We start from the raw sequence: 17,293 nt of genomic DNA on the forward strand, positions 1-17,293 counted from the left end.
AATTTGATAAGGAACGCCAAATATACATTTTAATATGCGGGAGGAAGAATCGATGAGCTCTGACGCATTAAGCCCGTTCTTACCACCTCCGATATTGAAGGGCTATATGTATGGAGCACAGGAAGCCCGTGAGGCTCGGAACTCAAATAGACTTTTAGCCATACGCCTTGAAACGAACAAATCATGTAACCTCCGCTGCCGCTACTGCTATGCACAGAGTGGAGAGGGTTCGGCAAAAATAGCAGATATTAATTCCCTCAAACAGATAGTTTCGGAAGCAAAAGAACTCGGGATCAAGTCCGTAGTCGTGATAGGAGGAGGAGAACCGACACTGCATCCGAATTTCAGAGATTTGGTTGCTCATATTGATTCCCTGGGATTAATCCCTGTTGTTTTCTCGAATACGGTTTTAATAACCGAGGAACTTGCAGAATTCCTGTACGAACACAACGCCTCAGTAATGGGAAAGCTGGATTCCCTTAAGCCTGAAATTCAGGATTATCTGGCAGGGAAAGAAGGAGCCTCAGAAGAAATCAGAAAAGGGCTTGAAAACCTTCTTAAAGCAGGTTTTTCAAAACCGGCTGTGCCTGGGGAACTCCGCCTGGGAGTTTCTTTCGTCAGTAATAAAATGAATCTGAGAGAAATAGAAGAGATCTGGCATTTCTGCAGGCAAAACAATATCTTCCCCAATATGGAGATCCTAACGCCTACAGGCAGGGCAAATGATGAACTCCAGGATAAGCTGCTGACAGCTGATGAGATAAAGGAATATAAGTTAAAACTGCTGGAAATTGACCGTAAATATTACGGGTACGACTGGCTGCCCTACACACCAATTACTGCGAGCGGTTGCCTTCAGCATCTTTATAGCCTGTATATCAACATAGAAGGGAATGTCCGACCCTGTGCGCCTACAAAATTTGATGCACATCCTGCGCTAAGAGTTGACGGGGAATATCCCTACAATATAAACAAAAAGAGCCTTCGGGAGATTTATTATTCTGATCTCTTCACATATGTCCGAAATATCGATAAAGTGCTTGAGGGAAGATGCAAGAACTGTGAACATATGGAAGAGTGCATAGGCTGCCGGGGATATGCCTACAGCATAGGAGTAAACAATGGTGCCCACCCTCTCGAAGCCCTGAGAATGGAGTGCCAGCAGTGTTTCAAATAAACTGCAGGATGGGAAAAAGCAGAGTTCAGGCAAGAGGTTGAAAGAAGTAATCTAACATAGGGCTGTTGAATGGTTTGGGGGTAAGGTGAGAATTGAGCAGCACAAGAAAAGCGGTGTCTGGATAGGTTTCGGAAAATAAGGAAAAGATAGTAATTATCAGCAAGATGGAGATAGAGAAAAAACTCATTGAATGCTTGAAGAATCACGAACTCCCTGATTATCTTCTATATACAGGTGCTGGCGGAACAAAAAACTGGCTGGAACTGGATAGATCCAGGACATTTCCTGTAGCCAGGCAGCTCACATCCCTTCTGGAGAAAAATCTTGAATCACTATTGAGATTTATTCCGACAGGCATGAGCCTTGTAAGTGTTGGAGTGGGAAGTGGGGAAAAAGAGGAACTTCTTCTCAAAGCACTCATAAGGAAAAATCTGGCTGAACCCCCAGCTTCAGGAGAAGTGCCGATATGCTATTATCCTGTTGATATAAACAGCGAATTTGTGGATCTTGCCCTTGCTAAGGTCAGGGACCTGCCTGTCGAAAAGAGAGGAGTAGCTGGGTTCATAGAGGATATAGCGACCTTTAAAAAAACTGGCGCTTGCCGGTTCTTTTCTGCATTCTGGGGAACACCTTTTGCAATTACGAGCCAGAATTCATTCTTCAGCTTGTCCGTAAAACACTTGGGTAGGAGGATTTATTTCTCTTGGATGCCAGCCTTCTCCCTGCTGAAGGTCTGGAAGCACAATCTTTAGGGGAATCCATACTTAGCACATATACCTCAAGAGAGAATGCTCTCTTCAATATGTACCCTCTGCTTCATTATGGGATGAATCCTGAAGACCTCGATTTTGAACTCCTGCTTGCACATGTAGATTCAAGGATAGGATTGGTGTGCAGAACCAGGAAGCATCTGCATATCCTGAAAGACTCTGAAATTACAATTGGAGCAGAAGCCATACGCCTCAGAAGAGGAGATGTAATTCGTATGGGTTTTACTTACAAGTATACCCATGACCAGATTACGGCTTTCCTGGATATTTGCGGATTTGAAATCCTCAAGACTTTCCTGAGTGAAGACCAGACAAATGTTATAATCCTCGCAAAACGAAGTACATGAAATGACATTAACCAGAGAGAAACCAATCAAAAGGAGGTTTGGGGTATGGGTTGCGAGATAGAGGAACTGAGCAGAAGCGAGAAAACAAAGCAAAGTATAGCTTATGGGTGTGATGAGCTTGGAAGGCTGAAAAGTGTATTAATACATACGCCAGGAGAAGAACTGTCTCTGATCAACGAATCAAATTATGAGTACTGGCTTTACGATAATCATTCTGTAGCTTCAAAACGCAGAATGTAGAGCCCAGGTTAGGGTCGAAGTCGAAGTCGAAGTCGGAGTCGGGATGATGTCAGGGTCGAAGTCAGAGTTCGAGGTAAGGTTTGATGTAAGGGTGCAAGGTAATGACAAAACTTAAAACCGGCTTCGGTATTTCTGAAATTTTCTTTGCTCTGAAATCTGGCTGAAATTTTTAAACAAAAAAGAGGCAGTTTTAACATTATATAAAAAATTACAATGTTAGGCCCACCTTGGATTAGATGTGGCAGTATTGGCATAGAAGTTTTGTTATCAGTAGAAACATATAGTAAAACGGCAGGCGTAGATGAAGTGGGAAAAATAATTGAAAAGAATTACTATGAATAGACAAGGCTTAACTTGAACATATGAACTGAAAGTGAAAAAACAGAGTAAAAGAAAAGTTGATTATAATTCAAAAACAGTGGGATCTGAGGAATAATCTTGCAGGCCCTGCAGGACAAAACATCCGGACTTTATGCTGATCTGATCAAAGATCTTAGATACAAATTCTGGCTTAATCTCAGGCTCACCACAGGGATTTCACACACATCCTTGTATGTTCCCATTCAAGAAAATATATTATCCATATACGATTTAAAATGATATAAATATAAAAATACGAGAATTTTTGAGTTACCTATATCCCCGCACTCTTTCTTTTTGCAAGCTCTTCCATTGCAGTTTTTCTGACCGAATAATGTTCATCAGAGACAGCTTTATCCATGATCATTTCAAAAGTTCCAGGCTCGTCAGGCCATAAGGATGCAAGCAGGCTGACTGCATTTCCCCTTACCATATTATCCTCATCATGAACGCACCTGTCTCTGACAAATTGTAGAACTTCAGGTTCGTTCCTCCAGCCGTTTGCAAGTTCCTGGAGCGCAACCCCTCTCACAGAATAGTGTTCATCCTTAAATGCCCTTTCCTTGATAAAGAAAATGACATTTTCTCCGCACTCTTTCTTTCTGTATCCACAGGAATAAATCGAAAACATTTTCATTGTTAATGCCTTTATAAAGCAGAAAATATACTTATTTTTTTAGAACTCACAAAATAAGTTTTGTAATAATTGAGGTACATCCTCAGGAGATGTGACAGATGAAAACGAGTATGAAAACAAGTATTTGTATAGGACTTGTGATTCTAGCTATTGTAGGAATAGCTGGATGTGCGGAAAGCAATGAACAGAAGAGTGAAGTCGCACAACCTGATGCAGAAGTAACAACGCCAATCTCTGAGCCAACAACTGCTCCAGGTACTGTTATTGTAACTTTCTCTGGAGACGATTCAACAACTACTCAGCAGTTTACTGCACCTAATAAATGGAAGATTGAATGGGAAACTCAGAACAGCACTAAATATAAACAAACTGTATTCTCCATGTATCTTTGTAGCGAAACCGGAGAACTCCTGGACTACATAGGAAGTACGAGTGTGGCTGACAGCGGAGAAACATACATGTATAAACCTGGGACTTATGCGTTCAAGATTACCAGTGGAATGCCTTACAATGTTACGGTGACTACTGCTTGAGAAGGGTATTAAAAACCCTAATTTTTTTGTTGTAGTATTGGCCCGGAATTCACATACTGTTTTTTTTGAACACAACCGCTTCCGGTTTCGTTTTTTAAATCGTGAACGACTGACATGTTATTAAAATTAGTCATATAGATTATAACAGCAACTCCCGTCTATTAATATTAGAATTGTATTTATCGATATGCATTTCCTCTTTTCTTTTTGAGCATCTTGTTTTAGGTATTCCCTTATTCCCATTTGTTGTTTAGTATATATGATACATCCATATCAATAACAGCATACTGTAATACACATACTACTATACCTATTCTAAAGCCTTCTAAGGGTACTATACCCTATCTAATGGCAAGTACCTGCACCTCTTCTATAAGCCTTACATGATCCTCTCAGGCACCACTGAAGGAATTATATGAGCAGTATATTCTCATTCAATGATAGACCATCTACGCACCTACTACTGCACAGGGACAACTACCACACACACTCCCTGAATACTCCCATGATTACTCCCTGAAAGTATATATCCCCGAAACTACCATTAGGGAGTATGAGTGACAGCGATCATAAGAATATGAAGAAGTTACAAGTATGGGTATCCATCGAGACATGGGAGGAATTAAACTCCCTGGGATATACCAGCCCTACAGATGCGGTGACAGCAGGATTTAAACTGTTATTGGATACTCCCAGGAATACTCCCAAAAACTCCCAGGACACTACCGCACTTGAGGCAACTATTGAAGGATTGCAGATGTTGTTGCAGGAGAAGCAGGAACGAATTGTGGATCTGAAAAGAGAAGTGGAAAGACTTGACTTCTATTCGCAGTTCTTTAAAAGCATGGAGCACCGCCGATTAGAGCAGAGTACTGAAGAGATAAAAGCAGAAGTTCAGAAGGCTTATGAGAAGCCAGTCAGTAAAGCCAGGAGCACTCCAGCAGGGAAGGAGACAATTAAGAAGATCTGCAAGAATTGCGGAGCAGAATTTGATGCTCAAAGCCCTAAAGCAGAAACTTGCAGTAGCAAATGCAGAGCCGCATTTTATAGGAAAAGCAGAAAAGAAAGATAATAATTAGATCAGCCGATCATATTTTTTATGTGCTTGTTCCTGTGTCAGAATTTCGTATACATAGACTTCAGCTTTCTTTGAATCGAATCTGTACATGGCCCTATAATTGCCTATCCTAAGCCTATAGATTTCTTCCTTGTAACCTTCGATCCGGCTTTTATTCCCTCCAGGGAAGGGGTCATTTAGCTCTTTCAGAGCCGCTTTAATTTGATCTACCCTATTTTTGGGAATGTCATTAAGGGCTTTGGATGAATCAAGATTTTAAAGGTCATCAATGCTCACAAACTCGTCTCTGTGTTCTTTGATGAACTCATCCGCTTCCTCTGCAAGCCTGTCTATTCTCGATTTGTATTCATGATCTTTGTATTCTCTGATCAATTTTTCAATGACAGCGTTGTAATCGTCACCCATCGACCCGATTTTTTTTAATTCATCTCTGGTCTGTCTGGTTACTTGAATTGTTGTTGTTTCAGACATGATAATCACTATAGGAGCTATGATATTTATAATTAGCTAAAAACAGAAACATGCTCCGATAAGTGCAGATCAGCTTTCAAGACGAAAAAAAACACCTTAAGTCAAAAGTATGAATATGAGGGTTAATTTGTCCCTCATAACTCAATTTCATTGGATTGTACCTAAAGAGACTAACTTCGTATCTGTGCCCCATATTCCATCAGCTACTTGTAAATTGGCAGTGATTCCTTTAGGCACATCGAAAATAGTCTGCCCCATAACTGGAAGTCCTGGTTGAATCTGTTTCAATAAAATGTTTTCTTCTAAAGCAGACCAAGCTTCTGTATCACTTTCAAAGGTTCTCCCTTCAGAGTCTATAATTTTTACATCACCAGTGGTCATTGTTGCAGACTCTTTGCCAATGTTTTCTATAGTCATGGTTACAATGACAAAAATTCCGGATGCGGTTTGTTTAGTGAAATCATTCCCTATAGAACTCGCAGTTCTTACATCTGTTATTGTATATGCCCTCTCGCCAACAACAACCCTGTCACCAATCTTATAAGTTTCAGGTGTAGCTTCAGGGGTTGCTTCAGAAGCTGGAGCAGATTCTTGAGCCTGTTTTGAGTTACTATTATCTGTTGTACTATCTCCACCAGATCCTAAAAGACCAACTATAACAAGTAAGACAAAAATTCCAAGAATAACTTTTATAATTTTGTTCAACGCCTTACACTCCATTTTTATTTTTTGGTGTTATTATAATATTTTTCCCATCGGTATCAATATCGACTAAACTTCCATTTTGCAGATTGAATTTATCCCTCAGGAAAGCAGGCAGATAAATAGAAGTCCTATTATTTTTATCCCTGTTAATTCTCATTTCTGCCATATGTCGGTACATTTGTAGACAAACATATAATCTTTGTTATTTCAATCAGTTTTTATAAAGTCGAGTTGATTGGTGTGTTAGATTGATATTTTTATAGACTTTCTCGAAGTGGAGGCAGATTTGATTTACTGCCTGTTAATCCTGGTTTGACTTTTTGATATATTTACAGCTATCTGATGGGCACCCAAGCCCTACAGCTACATAAGCACGTTTGCCGTCCACAGTCTTTCTGAGATATGCTACACTGAGTATTTCACCACATAGCGGGCACAGTTCTTTTGCTTTATAGCCTCTCTGTCCTTGATAGTGTTTTTTATCTTCAGTCATGTTTTCACCAAAAAAGAGTTAGAGGTAATAGTTTACCTTGTACTCCTCCCATTCTCTTTTAAAATCGGCTTTCGTCCTCAGCACTCTGTTTTCTCTTCCAGGAACTCTTATGGCAACAAGCTCATCAGTCAGAAACTCAAAGTCATAACCTTTTGCTTCAAAACTTCGAAAACCTCTTAAAAACCATTGGGAGAAGTCGAGAGGCTCATCAAAGATTGATCTTTGAGCAGGTGCTTTCTTGCTGTTGTTATAGACCTGTTTGCCGTAATGCCTGTTTATGTAGCTGTGTTGCTGTCCTGAAATCAAGCCGAGTTGTTTTTATTTATAAGGTTCTGCATATTGTTTCATGCTCCTGTTTGTTGTGCAAATAATACTAGGCATGCCAGGTATATAAAGGTTAGTATTTGGCATGCCTAGTATTAAACAATAGGAGCAACTTTATACTGTTAACTTACTTAGGAACTGCATCCAGATTCAAGTGTTCGAGTGTTCCCTCGATTATTCCACAACATACCGGAATAAGGCGATTCTCAATTGTTTGGCCAACATGAAAAGCAAAATCAGTTTAAAAATCCACATAACAATGGCACTAAAACAGATACAAGAGGCTTAATTTATACGCATATCGAAATGCTGTTCCACTTCATTAATTAGTTTAGTTCCAAGGGGTATTTTCAGTGATATATTCAGAGCTTCCAATGCGAATCTAAATCCTTTCTATCAATAGCAAGTATATACATATCTTTCAACATTGCCCGAATGAGGACAGGATTTCTATTGTGAAGCTATCCAAAAGTGCTGTTTTTCTATCCTCCACCGGTCAATCACAACTGCGAACTTTCCACCAGCACATGTAGCCCTACAGTCTAACTTCCGAAAACTGAGCCAAAGTTCAGGAATTGCAGGGAAACATAAGCCTGATATAACTGAGAATTTTAAGAAAGTGTTAGAATCAATAGGTTAGAGTATCGGCTTAATCTAAGGCTCATAGAGCGATTTAAATTAAAGGGCGTGATTAAATTCTTCCAGCCCTGAAGAGTTTTATCTATGGTGCCCTTCTCCTTGAGCCGGTCTTGAATCTATGGGATATAGTTCTTTAATCAACCCTCACTGCAAACTTCCACCGGCACTTCCAATTTCTCCACCGGCACTTCCAATTTCTCCACCGCCACTTCCAATTCCCTACTTAACCTACTTAACTTCTTTAAAGTGCATGTTCTATTCACTTCCTGATTTTTGAGCGATTAACCGAGGGCAGGAGCCATAAAAGTATATAGGGTGAAATGGTATATATGGGCTAGTTGCTGAGTGGTTGCAGTTCTATTAAGGTTTCTTTTCTGATTTAAAGGATTTAAAAGCACTCCGAAAGCTGGACTGATTAAGGATATTCACAGCGGAAAGCGCAACATTCCAGGAAAGTAAAACAGTATCGGATAAGCCAAAAAGTGCTGATTATGAGCTGATCTTTAAAACAGTATTAATTTTTTGACTTTACAAGTTCCCACCGGAGATACACTGGCAGGAGCAGGACAAAGACAAGTTAACAAGTTCCATTTTGTTCGATTCAATAGAATGCTCATGGCATTATCTATATAAAAATTAATATAAAGCACGTTGTATAAATCGCTTTTTATGCTTTGCCGTGACTCAGACAAAATAGAGAATAGGCGGCCTCATTTTATCATTATTCTAACTTAGCGATGTTAAGTAAACTTTACATTTTGTTAAACATTTCTAACATTTTCGACTAAGGAGTATACCAAATAATGTTTAAAAGACCACGTGCTTTTTATACTCTGACCCTCATAAGACATTGTATGTTAATGTGCGAGTCAGATGCTTGTGAAGTCAAGGAAACTTTCCACTGTTTGAGATGTGGATACTCCTGGCCACAGCGCATACCTGGTATTGTCCCAAAAAACTGCGCTAATAGGGCATGTAAGAGCCCCAACTGGCAAAAACCACGTAGCGAACGGAAGAAGTACACCTGGCAAAGCGAAGAAACGAAAGCTAGAGCCAGCCATAAGGTACGATACGGACTCGAAAATTAACAAAAACAAGAAAAACAAGGGCATTGTTGAAAGATAGAAACTTTGGATTGTCTCCAAACTACTCCAAAGCTTCCATGTGTTGCCTATTCTCAATAAACGAGAGTCACTTTAAGCAAGTGATCACAATAAATACTACGTTGATAGTATTTATAACTTTTCTTGCCTATAAGCCTAACGCTCCGGTTATTGTTGCGAAACACAACGTGTCTTTTTTTACGATGTGCCTTAGAGAGGCATAAAAATTGAGCGATACCAACACACACAAAAATATAGAAATGCCACCTGTGGGAAGCATAGATTTACCAAATCCCTTTAACATTCCTGAAGAACTTAAAAGCCTTAATCAGTGGGTTCTATGGAAATATGAAATCGACACCAACAGCAAAGGCGAAAAGAGATTAACAAAAATACCTTATCAGATAACACCAGCCACCGCAGGAAAGGAAGCAAAAGCAAAGCCTAACGACTCTAAAACATGGGGGAGTTTTGAAGAGGCTTATAGTATCCTCGCAGATTCAATTAAAAGGAAAGGCTATCATGGTCTAGGGTTCGTATTCTCAGAGCATGATCGTTTTGTAGGCGTTGATATTGATCACGTTTTCGACCCTGAAAGCGAAGAATGGAACGACTTCGCATTAGACGAAGTTTTAAAGCTTAACTCGTATGCGGAACTTTCCCCAAGTAACACCGGAGCACACGTTATAGTAAGAGGCTCAAAGCCTCCTGAAAGATGCAGGTCTAATAATTGGGAAATGTACGAAGCAGGGCGTTATTTTACATTTACAGGTAATCACATTCCGGAAACACCGAAGGAGATAAGAGAGGCACCGGAAGCACTTAAAGACCTTTACAGCAGGAGAATAAACAAGGATGCAGGAGAGACACAGAAGAAAGGGAGAGGTAGGCCTAAAAAGAACGTAGTAATTAAGGCAAACCTCACAGACTCAGAGGTTATAGAGAAGTGCAGAAGGGCGAAAAACTACGAAGCCTTTGAAGCTCTCTATAACGGTAAGTTTGATAATTATGTCTCTCAGAGTGATGCAGATTTAGCACTATGTAGAAGGCTAGCATTTTACACTAAGAGCCCTGAGCAGATTGATAGAATATTCAGAACATCAGGGCTTTTCCGTTCCAAGTGGGAAAGGGAAGACTACCGAGCCGACACCATAAACAAAGCAATAGAAAGCACACCGGAAACATATAACCCTAATTACAAGAAAGAGAAGGACAAGAAAACCAAGATTGAGATAACCTTTGATGAAATAGGGGATAGGATATTAGAGAACCATAATATCTTTACAATGCGGGACAATGGGGAACTATTCATTTATCAAGATGGGTATTACAGCAATGAGGGGAGCGAGTCAGTATTAGACACCATCATAAGAGATACACAGATAGAGATATATAAAGAGAAGTGGGAAGAGGCAACAGGGGAGGACGAGCCCGAAAAGATAGACAAGGCTACTTCTAAAAGAGTTTCGGAAGTACTGGCATATATCAGGGCTTACACTTACGTTTCGAGAAGTCAGATAGACATAGAGCAGGACGGGTATGTAAACTTTAAGAATGGGCTGTTTGACCTTAAAGAATGGAAGCTAAAGCCCCATACACCAGAAGTAAGAAGTATAGCACAGGTGCCAGCAGTCTACAACCCTACAGCAGAATGCCCGAACATTAAGGATTATATGAATACCTGCGAGCTACCACAGGAAGACCAGGATGTATTAATAGAGTTTGCTGGATACTGCTTAATATCAGATGTCAGCCTGCAAAGGGCTGTTATGCTGTACGGGAGCGGGTCAAATGGGAAGAGCGTATTTATCAACCTCTTGAAAGTCATTCTGGGAAAGTCCTATGTGAGCGGTGAAAGTCTTCAGAACCTTGAGACTGATAAATACAGAGTCGCCAACCTATACGGCAAAAGGCTTAACGCTTTCCCAGATCTGAAAGATACTCCCCTGCAAACAAATGAGGTATTTAACACCCTTACAGGTAACGATTTAGAGCTTACAGGAGAAAGGAAATATCAGCACTCTTTCAGCTTTAGACCTACAACGAAACTTTTGTTTTCCGCTAACAAGCCCCCTTTTGCACACTCTGACAACTACGCATATTATAGAAGATGGATTCTTATAAAATTCCCTAAGACATTCGAGAAGGAAGAGATAAAAGAGAGGCTTATAGACGATCTCACCACAGAGGAAGAGATAAGCGGGTTTATTAATCTCATGCTGGAAGGGCTTGAAAGGCTCCAGAAGAACCGCAAATTCTCATATAATGCAGGAGTCGAAGAGGTTGAAAGAATCTATTTAATGCACTCTGATAACGTCAGGATATTTGAAGAGGAGTGTTTAAGGGACTGTTCAGGGAACGAGGAGCCAACAGAGAAGAAAAGGGTTTACTCTTTATATTGTGAGTGGTGCAACCAGAACGGTTTAACCCCTGTTAAGCCTAATGCATTTACCATGAGGCTAGGAAAATTAGGGCGCAGAGTACACGAAACCACAAAATACGATATTGTCACAAAAAGGGGAGAGCACATATCTACATATTTTAATACAGTTGTTGACAGACAAGACTGGTTTAAAACTAAAGAATAACCCTAAAATTAAGGTATATCGGAAAACTCAAAATACCTTTTCCGATATACAAAATAAATTCTCTTGCTACTGTTTTTAACTTCTTAAATCGGAAAACTTTTCTATTTGTTACCTCACACCATACAAATTAATTATTTAATTCATTTATTCCCGTTCTCTCTTTCTTCTCTTTCTTGCACAGTAAGATGAATATTCAATTTATTTTTTTGTTTGAACACTACAATAGGAAAAGATTCCCGATATAAGAAGTTATTTTCGATAGCGTGAGAATTTTTTTTGTATATCGGAAATCCCTTTTTGAGTTTTCCGATAGAATCATTTTTCCTTTTTTTTCTTTCCTTATTGTGTTAGTCATACATACCCAACTTTCACCGGAGCCCAGGAGAGAAATATGCAGGAAAAAATATACTGAGCCTTCATCCACCATTGAGAGTTCCCATTTCCCTTCCCAACTCTCCTCTCTCCACTGTGTAGCATATATGAGCCAAAGTGCGAAGACACCATAAGTAGAACTTAGTATAACTTTAATTGAGGTATGCAGATAGAGCTCAGGTTAAGAGCTTGCATTAGTCCAGGACTGAATACTAAGGCTCTCTATACTCTCAGGAGCCCTCGAAATTAATATATCAGTTTCTTTAATAAATTCAGCTGTATAAAAGTTATACCAGCAGTTCCCTCCGCAACTTCTTTAATAAAATGTACATGGTTAAAAATAGCCTGGGTTCCGAATACTTTTCTCTCTAATTACTCCACTTCTCAACTTATAAAAGCAATCGGAAGACACAATTACACTTTTATACAAAAGACATAAATAGACAGTTATATGGTTAAAAAATGTCTCATAAATGATGCTCTTATCCAGAAATGTTACGACAATCTTCTTTTAGGAATGAGCCAGACAGCTTGTGCAAAGTCTATTGGGGTTGCAAGTTCTACATGGTTCAACTGGCAGAAACTTGCTCTCGAAGGAAAAAGACCTTATGCGGATTGGTGGTTTCAATGCCAGAAAGCGGAGGCTGAACTCCAGGCTAATTGTCTAAAATCCGTAAAACTTGCTATGGATCACGGAGATTCAAAGGCGGCAATGTTTCTCTTGTCTACCAAGTTTGCGGGCGAGGGCTTCGGTAAACAGTCTCAGGTAAACATGAACTCCCAGAGTGTTAACATGAATTACAACACGAAACGCAAAGAGAAGACTGATGACGAGATAAGAGCCGAGATTCTTGCCATGCTTGCTCCAAAGAATTCTCAGGTTCCGGAGTAACCTCCAGGATCTTTCCTGGAATTCTTCATTTTCTCCAGCAGTATTCTCCTTTTCCTCCAGGATTCAGTAATTCCCGAGTAATCGAACAGGCCTTATTTTGTCTATATCTCCAGGAACTTTAATTCCTGGCTTTTCTCTTTTTCTTTCTTTTTGAGGATTTAAGTTTCAGAAAAAGTGGTACAGTATAGCGATTCACGATAGATTACATCTTTTACAATATACTGACAGCTCTCAGAATCACAGACCGTATATACAGGAATAAATAGAAAACAATTTTATTGTTAATGCCTTTATAAAGCTGGAAATATACTGATTTCTTTAGAGACTCATAAAATAAGTTTTGTAATAATTGAGGTACATTCCCAGGAGATGTGACAGATGAAAACGAGTATGAAAACAAGTATTTGTATAGGACTTGTGATTCTAGCTGTTGTAGGAATAGCTGGATGTGCGGGAAGCAATGAACAGAAGAGTGAAGTCTCACAACCTGCCGCAGAAGTAACAACGCCAATCTCTGAGCCAACAACTGCATCAGGTACTGTAATCGCGACCTGGTCTGGAGATGATGGTAAAACGACAGAACCGTTTACAGTACCTTCTTCTCCCTGGATAGTTGAATGGGATGCTCAAAATAGTACAAAGTATACACAGACAGTTTTTTCCATTTTCGTGTATGACCAAAAAAATAATTTGATTGATATTGCTGTGGATTCTAGCAATGCAACCATTGGTTCAACATATGAGTATGAACCTGCCGGAGTTTATCACTTGAAGATCTTCTCTGGAATGCCATACAATATCACGGTAAAAACGGCTTGAGAGGAGCATTAAAAGCCACTTAGAAGATCACATAGAAGAGAGAAACGATGTTGAAAAAGAGTGGTCTTGGGGTTAGATGCATAAAGAAAGCAAATGGCAAGTACGTAATATACCGTGAGTATATTGGGGATATAAACAAAGAAGATGGCTCTTCATTTTTTAGGGTGGGTTGAGAGCCTATCCAAAAAATGTTTGACCCATTTTACCATTCGCAGTAAGGGATATACACATAGAGTAGATACTTAGACATTATAAGCCTGTTATAGCTTTTCAACGTGTATTCTGACTTTTCGGATAGGTTCTAAGTTAATCATAATTTTATACCTATAGAACTATATTTATAAAGTGTTAACGTAATTCACGGTCTATTTGATTGACTATATAAAACATAAAAACTCCCTCTTTTTTAAAGAGTTCTTAATTCACATATGATAACTTTTAAAAAAAGAGGGAGTTTTCCTGCAGTAATGGATATAGAATACCCCGTTAATTGGGTGAATTTATAATGTTATTTGTTAGGATGAGGTCGACCGTAATCATTCGGATTTTCCGCCAGTTCCTAAAAGAGAACTCGTGTTTAGTAGGATGGATAGGAAATTTCAACAAAATGAAAAAAGAAAAGATGGTTGCTGTTTTAACAACCAGCTTAAAAATAAAAAAGCGATATTATTTAGCAATACGATGTAATAATATCTTGATCTGTTGCGGCTTCTGAGGGACAGTATTTTTTATACTTTGATTGCGGTTTCCAAGAATAATTCAAGACGAAGCAATGATGACTAGTTAATCCCTTGTTCTTGAACACTCTCTGTGCGTCTCCAATACCACCACAGAGTTCAACCATGTCTCCCAGATCGAACGATCTTTGCGGGAGCAGATCTTCTCCTTGCTTGTTATCAATGCACCAAGCCTTGAGAGCGGTAAAGAGCTCATCTTTAATGAAGGATGTTCTCCCTCCTGCTACCATGTTATCTTCAATGAACTTGTATAGGATATTTCCTGCCTGCATCCATTTTCTCCGGACTTCTGTCCATTCTTCTTTTTGTACTACTAAATGTTTCTCTTGCCTGATTTCCACAATCATTTTGATTACTTCATTCAGGAAGGCACTTTTATTTTCTTCAGTAAATGTGTTCTTCTGAAACTCATCGTTCTGGTCGAAGTGGTTGGGGAAGTATACGTAATACCAACGTCCCCAAAAAGCCTTATCAATGTAAATATTCCTGTTGAACCCAGCCGGACGATTTGCTGTGTAGACATCAACGGTTGTTATTCTTCCATCATACCCGTCTTTGCCTTTGCGTTCTATCTTGTGATTATACCCTCCGGACATTGCCTTTACTCGACCAGTATCCCCCATTTTGAAGTATCCGAGGTCATCGTGGAGGTTTAATATTTTTCCTTCTTTTCTGGCCATTACAAACCGGTCACCGGATGTAAATTCATCTAAGCCGATCGTACATTTACAGGAGTCACCAACAAAGTAAGAAATAAAGTCAATAATAGACGTTTTTCCACTATTTGGTTCCCCGACTAGTAAGTACACTGATTTATACGGCCCATAGCCCATTGCCTGCAAAATACCCTGCGCTGGAATCTGTAAAATTATTTTAGAATCATATCTTCCATTCGCTTCATCTACATCAAGAGGTTGCTCCGGGTTATCATAAAGATATTTCGCAATTCTTGTCATTATATAGTTTGAATCTGCTTCGTCGTCATAATCCACATCAAGCACATAATCGAACTTCCATGTATCTGGGTCTGGATTTTCTTCCAACCAATGAGTTCCATTTTCAAAATCAAATACTACAACGCCATTTCTTACAGGGAATGCATTATTATAGTTATTAAATGGATACTCGTTTACGACATTGTAATTTTGGATATACGTCATGATATCAGTTAGCCGTTTTGATATGTCCCTGCTATTTTCATTTTTCATGATTCCGTTGAGTACTCTGGTAGCCTCTGCTTTTACTGTATATGGGTCTATTTTGTAGCACCCTTCTTTATAGATGAATAGGTTTCCGCGAAATGATATCACATGAAATTTATCAGATACGTATTTGGCTATCCTGTCGTAGAAAGGTTTGATCGTAATATTACCGGCCTCACTTTCTGACATTTGATAAAGGTCATTGAATTCGCTGTCTATGTCAAACGTACATGCGCCAGCTTTTGATTCAGCCTTCTGTTTATTCGAAAGCTCTTTCTTTTTGGCTTTGATAGTGCCGGCATATCCACTTCTGAAAATCTTATTCATTTGGTGATTCTTTCCCTTCGGAATATCGAAATAATCAATGACCTTACATTCTATGAACAGTTCCATTTCCTGTACGTTTCCCTCTTTTGACAGCACTATTGAATTTACAAAATCGATTGCCTGTAGGATTCTATCTTCTAACTCCGCCTTCGGTGTTATCTGAAAAAGTTCTTCAACACATTGGCTGTAATTAAATTCATTTTGTGCCGCCCTGATCTGAGTTGAAATTTCATTTAAAAGCCTGACTAAGTTGTCTTTTGGAACTGGGCAATCGAGTTTATCGTTTTCGTCCTCAACAAATTGAACCATTGCGTCAATATCATTCATTTTCACGGCTTCATATGCGATTTCAGTGATGTCCTTATAATTAGAAGGAGGATTAATTCCTGCCAAGGTTAATCCCCTCCTGCTTTGCTACCAACAGAGTTAGCGTATAACCTAAGATCGGAAGCCGATTACCTTCCTGTATCTCACTTTTCTTGCAACATCCTCTGTCCACCGCATAATAAACCAGCGCACTTCTTGGTATCGGATCATCCTCTGGTATCATTCCGTGTTCCTTCGCATACATCCATACTTTAAACACGGTTTCCCCGTCTTGTGCATTTACACCGAAAAACCGGCCTCCATGTGGTCTGCCTGCCCTTTCACAAGACGCAATACCCGCAAGCATACACAGGTATGAAAATGCGTTATGACATACACTATGCCGCCAGCAATGCATTAAACCATTTGAGACTTTGCAATTGTGCCCGGTTTCAGATCCATGTATCACAGATGGCATAGGGATATACCGCCCTCTCGTGTCACTAACTCCAGATACATCGGTAATATCAAGATCCCATAGGGCGCTCTTTTTACCTCCGATATTTTTACCAGTATACTTTTCCCGTTTAAGTTCCCGGATTGTTGCATCAACCTCTAACTTCTTCATTTCAGCATACCGCGCTGTATAGACTTCCGGTAGCTCTTCGAAAGTTATTGTATTGATCGGGAGTTCATTGTTTAGCGTATATCTTCCTGCGTATGGTTTTTCACAATCAGGCATCCGGTTTATTTCTTCTTCGGAGCACGGCACATATGATCCTGGAGCAAGAACATACTGCCAAACCGATCGGACTTCTCCGGCATCCTTAGTCGGGATATTTCGTTTTGCAGTTCCATCTATGGCAAAAAAATAATTATGCCTTCCAATTCTCTTCCTGGAGGTTACTTGCAAGGTTGGCTTAATTTCCGGGACTTGTGCGAGATCATCGACATCGACGATGCAAAGGGGATCTTTAGCAGTTGCACAGATTGCTATATTGTGCCCTCTTCTCATCCAGTAAAGAGCTTCAGTTATGGTTTTTCTGTTGTTTTTCCAGCTTATCCCTTGCTTCGGCTCCTTTCCTCCGATCTCAAGTACAAAATAGAAAGGATTGTACCCTCTTGGCGCATATTTCATTAACCTAGTATGAAACTTTAACAATTCTTCCGGGT

The 17,293-nt window shown here is 39.6% G+C and carries 19 protein-coding genes; 10 read left to right on the forward strand and 9 right to left on the reverse strand.

Annotated features, from left to right (window positions below):
• Nucleotides 1-52: 52 nt before the first annotated feature.
• The 4 genes from MSTHT_RS06890 to MSTHT_RS06905 all read left to right on the forward strand — a co-directional run bounded on the left by MSTHT_RS06890 (nt 53) and on the right by MSTHT_RS06905 (nt 2,534).
• Nucleotides 53-1,177: a radical SAM protein gene (locus MSTHT_RS06890; protein WP_231588025.1), complete on the forward strand. Its 1,125-nt coding sequence runs from the start codon at nt 53-55 to the stop codon at nt 1,175-1,177.
• 164 nt (nt 1,178-1,341) lie between these two features.
• The gene (locus tag MSTHT_RS15115; protein ID WP_048167140.1) at nt 1,342-1,929 is read left to right on the forward strand and encodes an L-histidine N(alpha)-methyltransferase; all 588 of its coding nucleotides are present in this window, start codon (nt 1,342-1,344) and stop codon (nt 1,927-1,929) included.
• A complete protein-coding gene (locus MSTHT_RS15120) occupies nt 1,881-2,294 on the forward strand; it encodes an L-histidine N(alpha)-methyltransferase (RefSeq protein WP_048167141.1) in 414 nt (137 codons plus the stop codon). Before MSTHT_RS15115 ends, MSTHT_RS15120 begins: the two co-directional genes overlap by 49 nt.
• Nucleotides 2,295-2,339: 45 nt before the next feature.
• Nucleotides 2,340-2,534 (forward strand): hypothetical protein, encoded by a 195-nt coding sequence (locus MSTHT_RS06905; RefSeq protein ID WP_048167142.1) that lies wholly within the window; start codon nt 2,340-2,342, stop codon nt 2,532-2,534.
• A 634-nt stretch (nt 2,535-3,168) separates the two neighbouring features.
• On the opposite strand, the gene MSTHT_RS06910 is transcribed toward MSTHT_RS06905, so the two are convergent.
• The gene (locus MSTHT_RS06910; RefSeq protein ID WP_048167143.1) at nt 3,169-3,531 is read right to left on the reverse strand and encodes a HEAT repeat domain-containing protein; all 363 of its coding nucleotides are present in this window, start codon (nt 3,529-3,531) and stop codon (nt 3,169-3,171) included.
• Nucleotides 3,532-3,629: 98 nt separating this feature from the next.
• Between MSTHT_RS06910 and MSTHT_RS06915 the strand changes: the two genes are divergently transcribed.
• Nucleotides 3,630-4,064, forward strand: coding sequence for a hypothetical protein (locus MSTHT_RS06915; protein ID WP_048167144.1), 435 nt, complete (start codon nt 3,630-3,632; stop codon nt 4,062-4,064).
• A 553-nt stretch (nt 4,065-4,617) separates the two neighbouring features.
• On the forward strand, nt 4,618-5,136 hold the full coding sequence (locus MSTHT_RS06920; RefSeq protein ID WP_048167145.1) for a hypothetical protein: 519 nt from the start codon (nt 4,618-4,620) through the stop codon (nt 5,134-5,136).
• 3 nt (nt 5,137-5,139) lie between these two features.
• Here MSTHT_RS06920 and MSTHT_RS14050 read toward each other — a convergent pair whose 3' ends face one another.
• From MSTHT_RS14050 to MSTHT_RS06940, 6 genes are all read right to left on the reverse strand, one after another.
• Nucleotides 5,140-5,367: a type II toxin-antitoxin system RelE family toxin gene (locus tag MSTHT_RS14050; protein WP_331454389.1), complete on the reverse strand. Its 228-nt coding sequence runs from the start codon at nt 5,365-5,367 to the stop codon at nt 5,140-5,142.
• 30 nt (nt 5,368-5,397) lie between these two features.
• On the reverse strand, nt 5,398-5,613 hold the full coding sequence (locus tag MSTHT_RS06925) for a hypothetical protein (protein ID WP_048167146.1): 216 nt from the start codon (nt 5,611-5,613) through the stop codon (nt 5,398-5,400).
• Between the two features lie 147 nt (nt 5,614-5,760).
• Nucleotides 5,761-6,318 carry a DUF4352 domain-containing protein gene (locus MSTHT_RS06930; protein ID WP_181952265.1) on the reverse strand — a complete coding sequence of 186 codons (558 nt, stop codon included), beginning with the start codon at nt 6,316-6,318 and terminating at the stop codon, nt 5,761-5,763.
• Between the two features lie 4 nt (nt 6,319-6,322).
• Nucleotides 6,323-6,484: an AbrB/MazE/SpoVT family DNA-binding domain-containing protein gene (locus tag MSTHT_RS14500; protein WP_181952266.1), complete on the reverse strand. Its 162-nt coding sequence runs from the start codon at nt 6,482-6,484 to the stop codon at nt 6,323-6,325.
• A 135-nt stretch (nt 6,485-6,619) separates the two neighbouring features.
• Nucleotides 6,620-6,811, reverse strand: a complete 192-nt coding sequence (locus MSTHT_RS06935) for a hypothetical protein (protein ID WP_048167148.1) — start codon at nt 6,809-6,811, stop codon at nt 6,620-6,622.
• 18 nt (nt 6,812-6,829) lie between these two features.
• The gene (locus tag MSTHT_RS06940; RefSeq protein WP_048167149.1) at nt 6,830-7,117 is read right to left on the reverse strand and encodes a hypothetical protein; all 288 of its coding nucleotides are present in this window, start codon (nt 7,115-7,117) and stop codon (nt 6,830-6,832) included.
• 1,569 nt (nt 7,118-8,686) lie between these two features.
• On the opposite strand from MSTHT_RS06940, the gene MSTHT_RS06945 reads away from it, so the two are divergent.
• The 4 genes from MSTHT_RS06945 to MSTHT_RS06965 all read left to right on the forward strand — a co-directional run bounded on the left by MSTHT_RS06945 (nt 8,687) and on the right by MSTHT_RS06965 (nt 13,548).
• A complete protein-coding gene (locus MSTHT_RS06945) occupies nt 8,687-8,899 on the forward strand; it encodes a hypothetical protein (protein WP_048167150.1) in 213 nt (70 codons plus the stop codon).
• 205 nt (nt 8,900-9,104) lie between these two features.
• Nucleotides 9,105-11,465: a phage/plasmid primase, P4 family gene (locus MSTHT_RS06950; protein WP_048167151.1), complete on the forward strand. Its 2,361-nt coding sequence runs from the start codon at nt 9,105-9,107 to the stop codon at nt 11,463-11,465.
• Nucleotides 11,466-12,288: 823 nt separating this feature from the next.
• Nucleotides 12,289-12,729, forward strand: coding sequence for a hypothetical protein (locus tag MSTHT_RS06960; RefSeq protein WP_048167153.1), 441 nt, complete (start codon nt 12,289-12,291; stop codon nt 12,727-12,729).
• A gap of 378 nt (nt 12,730-13,107) precedes the next feature.
• Nucleotides 13,108-13,548: a hypothetical protein gene (locus MSTHT_RS06965; RefSeq protein ID WP_048167154.1), complete on the forward strand. Its 441-nt coding sequence runs from the start codon at nt 13,108-13,110 to the stop codon at nt 13,546-13,548.
• 670 nt (nt 13,549-14,218) lie between these two features.
• Here MSTHT_RS06965 and MSTHT_RS06970 read toward each other — a convergent pair.
• Together MSTHT_RS06970 and MSTHT_RS06975 are read right to left on the reverse strand one after the other, a co-directional pair.
• Nucleotides 14,219-16,207, reverse strand: a complete 1,989-nt coding sequence (locus MSTHT_RS06970; protein ID WP_048167155.1) for a DUF5906 domain-containing protein — start codon at nt 16,205-16,207, stop codon at nt 14,219-14,221.
• Entirely contained in the window at nt 16,194-17,258 is a 1,065-nt protein-coding gene (locus MSTHT_RS06975; protein WP_149761870.1) for a bifunctional DNA primase/polymerase, read from the reverse strand. Before MSTHT_RS06975 ends, MSTHT_RS06970 begins: the two co-directional genes overlap by 14 nt.
• Nucleotides 17,259-17,293: the final 35 nt, after the last annotated feature.

Source organism: Methanosarcina thermophila TM-1 (assembly GCF_000969885.1).
In the GTDB taxonomy this organism is placed as follows: domain Archaea; phylum Halobacteriota; class Methanosarcinia; order Methanosarcinales; family Methanosarcinaceae; genus Methanosarcina; species Methanosarcina thermophila.

What these genes read in the sequence shown, in the direction of transcription:
- MSTHT_RS06960 (WP_048167153.1), top strand. Translation starts at nt 12,289, where the DNA reads ATGGTTAAAAAATGTCTCATAAATGATGCTCTTATCCAGAAATGTTAC.
- MSTHT_RS06905 (WP_048167142.1), top strand. Translation starts at nt 2,340, where the DNA reads ATGGGTTGCGAGATAGAGGAACTGAGCAGAAGCGAGAAAACAAAGCAA.
- MSTHT_RS06935 (WP_048167148.1), bottom strand. Translation starts at nt 6,811, where the DNA reads ATGACTGAAGATAAAAAACACTATCAAGGACAGAGAGGCTATAAAGCA.
- MSTHT_RS06920 (WP_048167145.1), top strand. Translation starts at nt 4,618, where the DNA reads ATGAGTGACAGCGATCATAAGAATATGAAGAAGTTACAAGTATGGGTA.
- MSTHT_RS14500 (WP_181952266.1), bottom strand. Translation starts at nt 6,484, where the DNA reads ATGGCAGAAATGAGAATTAACAGGGATAAAAATAATAGGACTTCTATT.
- MSTHT_RS15115 (WP_048167140.1), top strand. Translation starts at nt 1,342, where the DNA reads ATGGAGATAGAGAAAAAACTCATTGAATGCTTGAAGAATCACGAACTC.
- MSTHT_RS06925 (WP_048167146.1), bottom strand. Translation starts at nt 5,613, where the DNA reads ATGTCTGAAACAACAACAATTCAAGTAACCAGACAGACCAGAGATGAA.
- MSTHT_RS06975 (WP_149761870.1), bottom strand. Translation starts at nt 17,258, where the DNA reads ATGAAATATGCGCCAAGAGGGTACAATCCTTTCTATTTTGTACTTGAG.
- MSTHT_RS06890 (WP_231588025.1), top strand. Translation starts at nt 53, where the DNA reads ATGAGCTCTGACGCATTAAGCCCGTTCTTACCACCTCCGATATTGAAG.
- MSTHT_RS06915 (WP_048167144.1), top strand. Translation starts at nt 3,630, where the DNA reads ATGAAAACGAGTATGAAAACAAGTATTTGTATAGGACTTGTGATTCTA.
- MSTHT_RS06910 (WP_048167143.1), bottom strand. Translation starts at nt 3,531, where the DNA reads ATGAAAATGTTTTCGATTTATTCCTGTGGATACAGAAAGAAAGAGTGC.
- MSTHT_RS06965 (WP_048167154.1), top strand. Translation starts at nt 13,108, where the DNA reads ATGAAAACGAGTATGAAAACAAGTATTTGTATAGGACTTGTGATTCTA.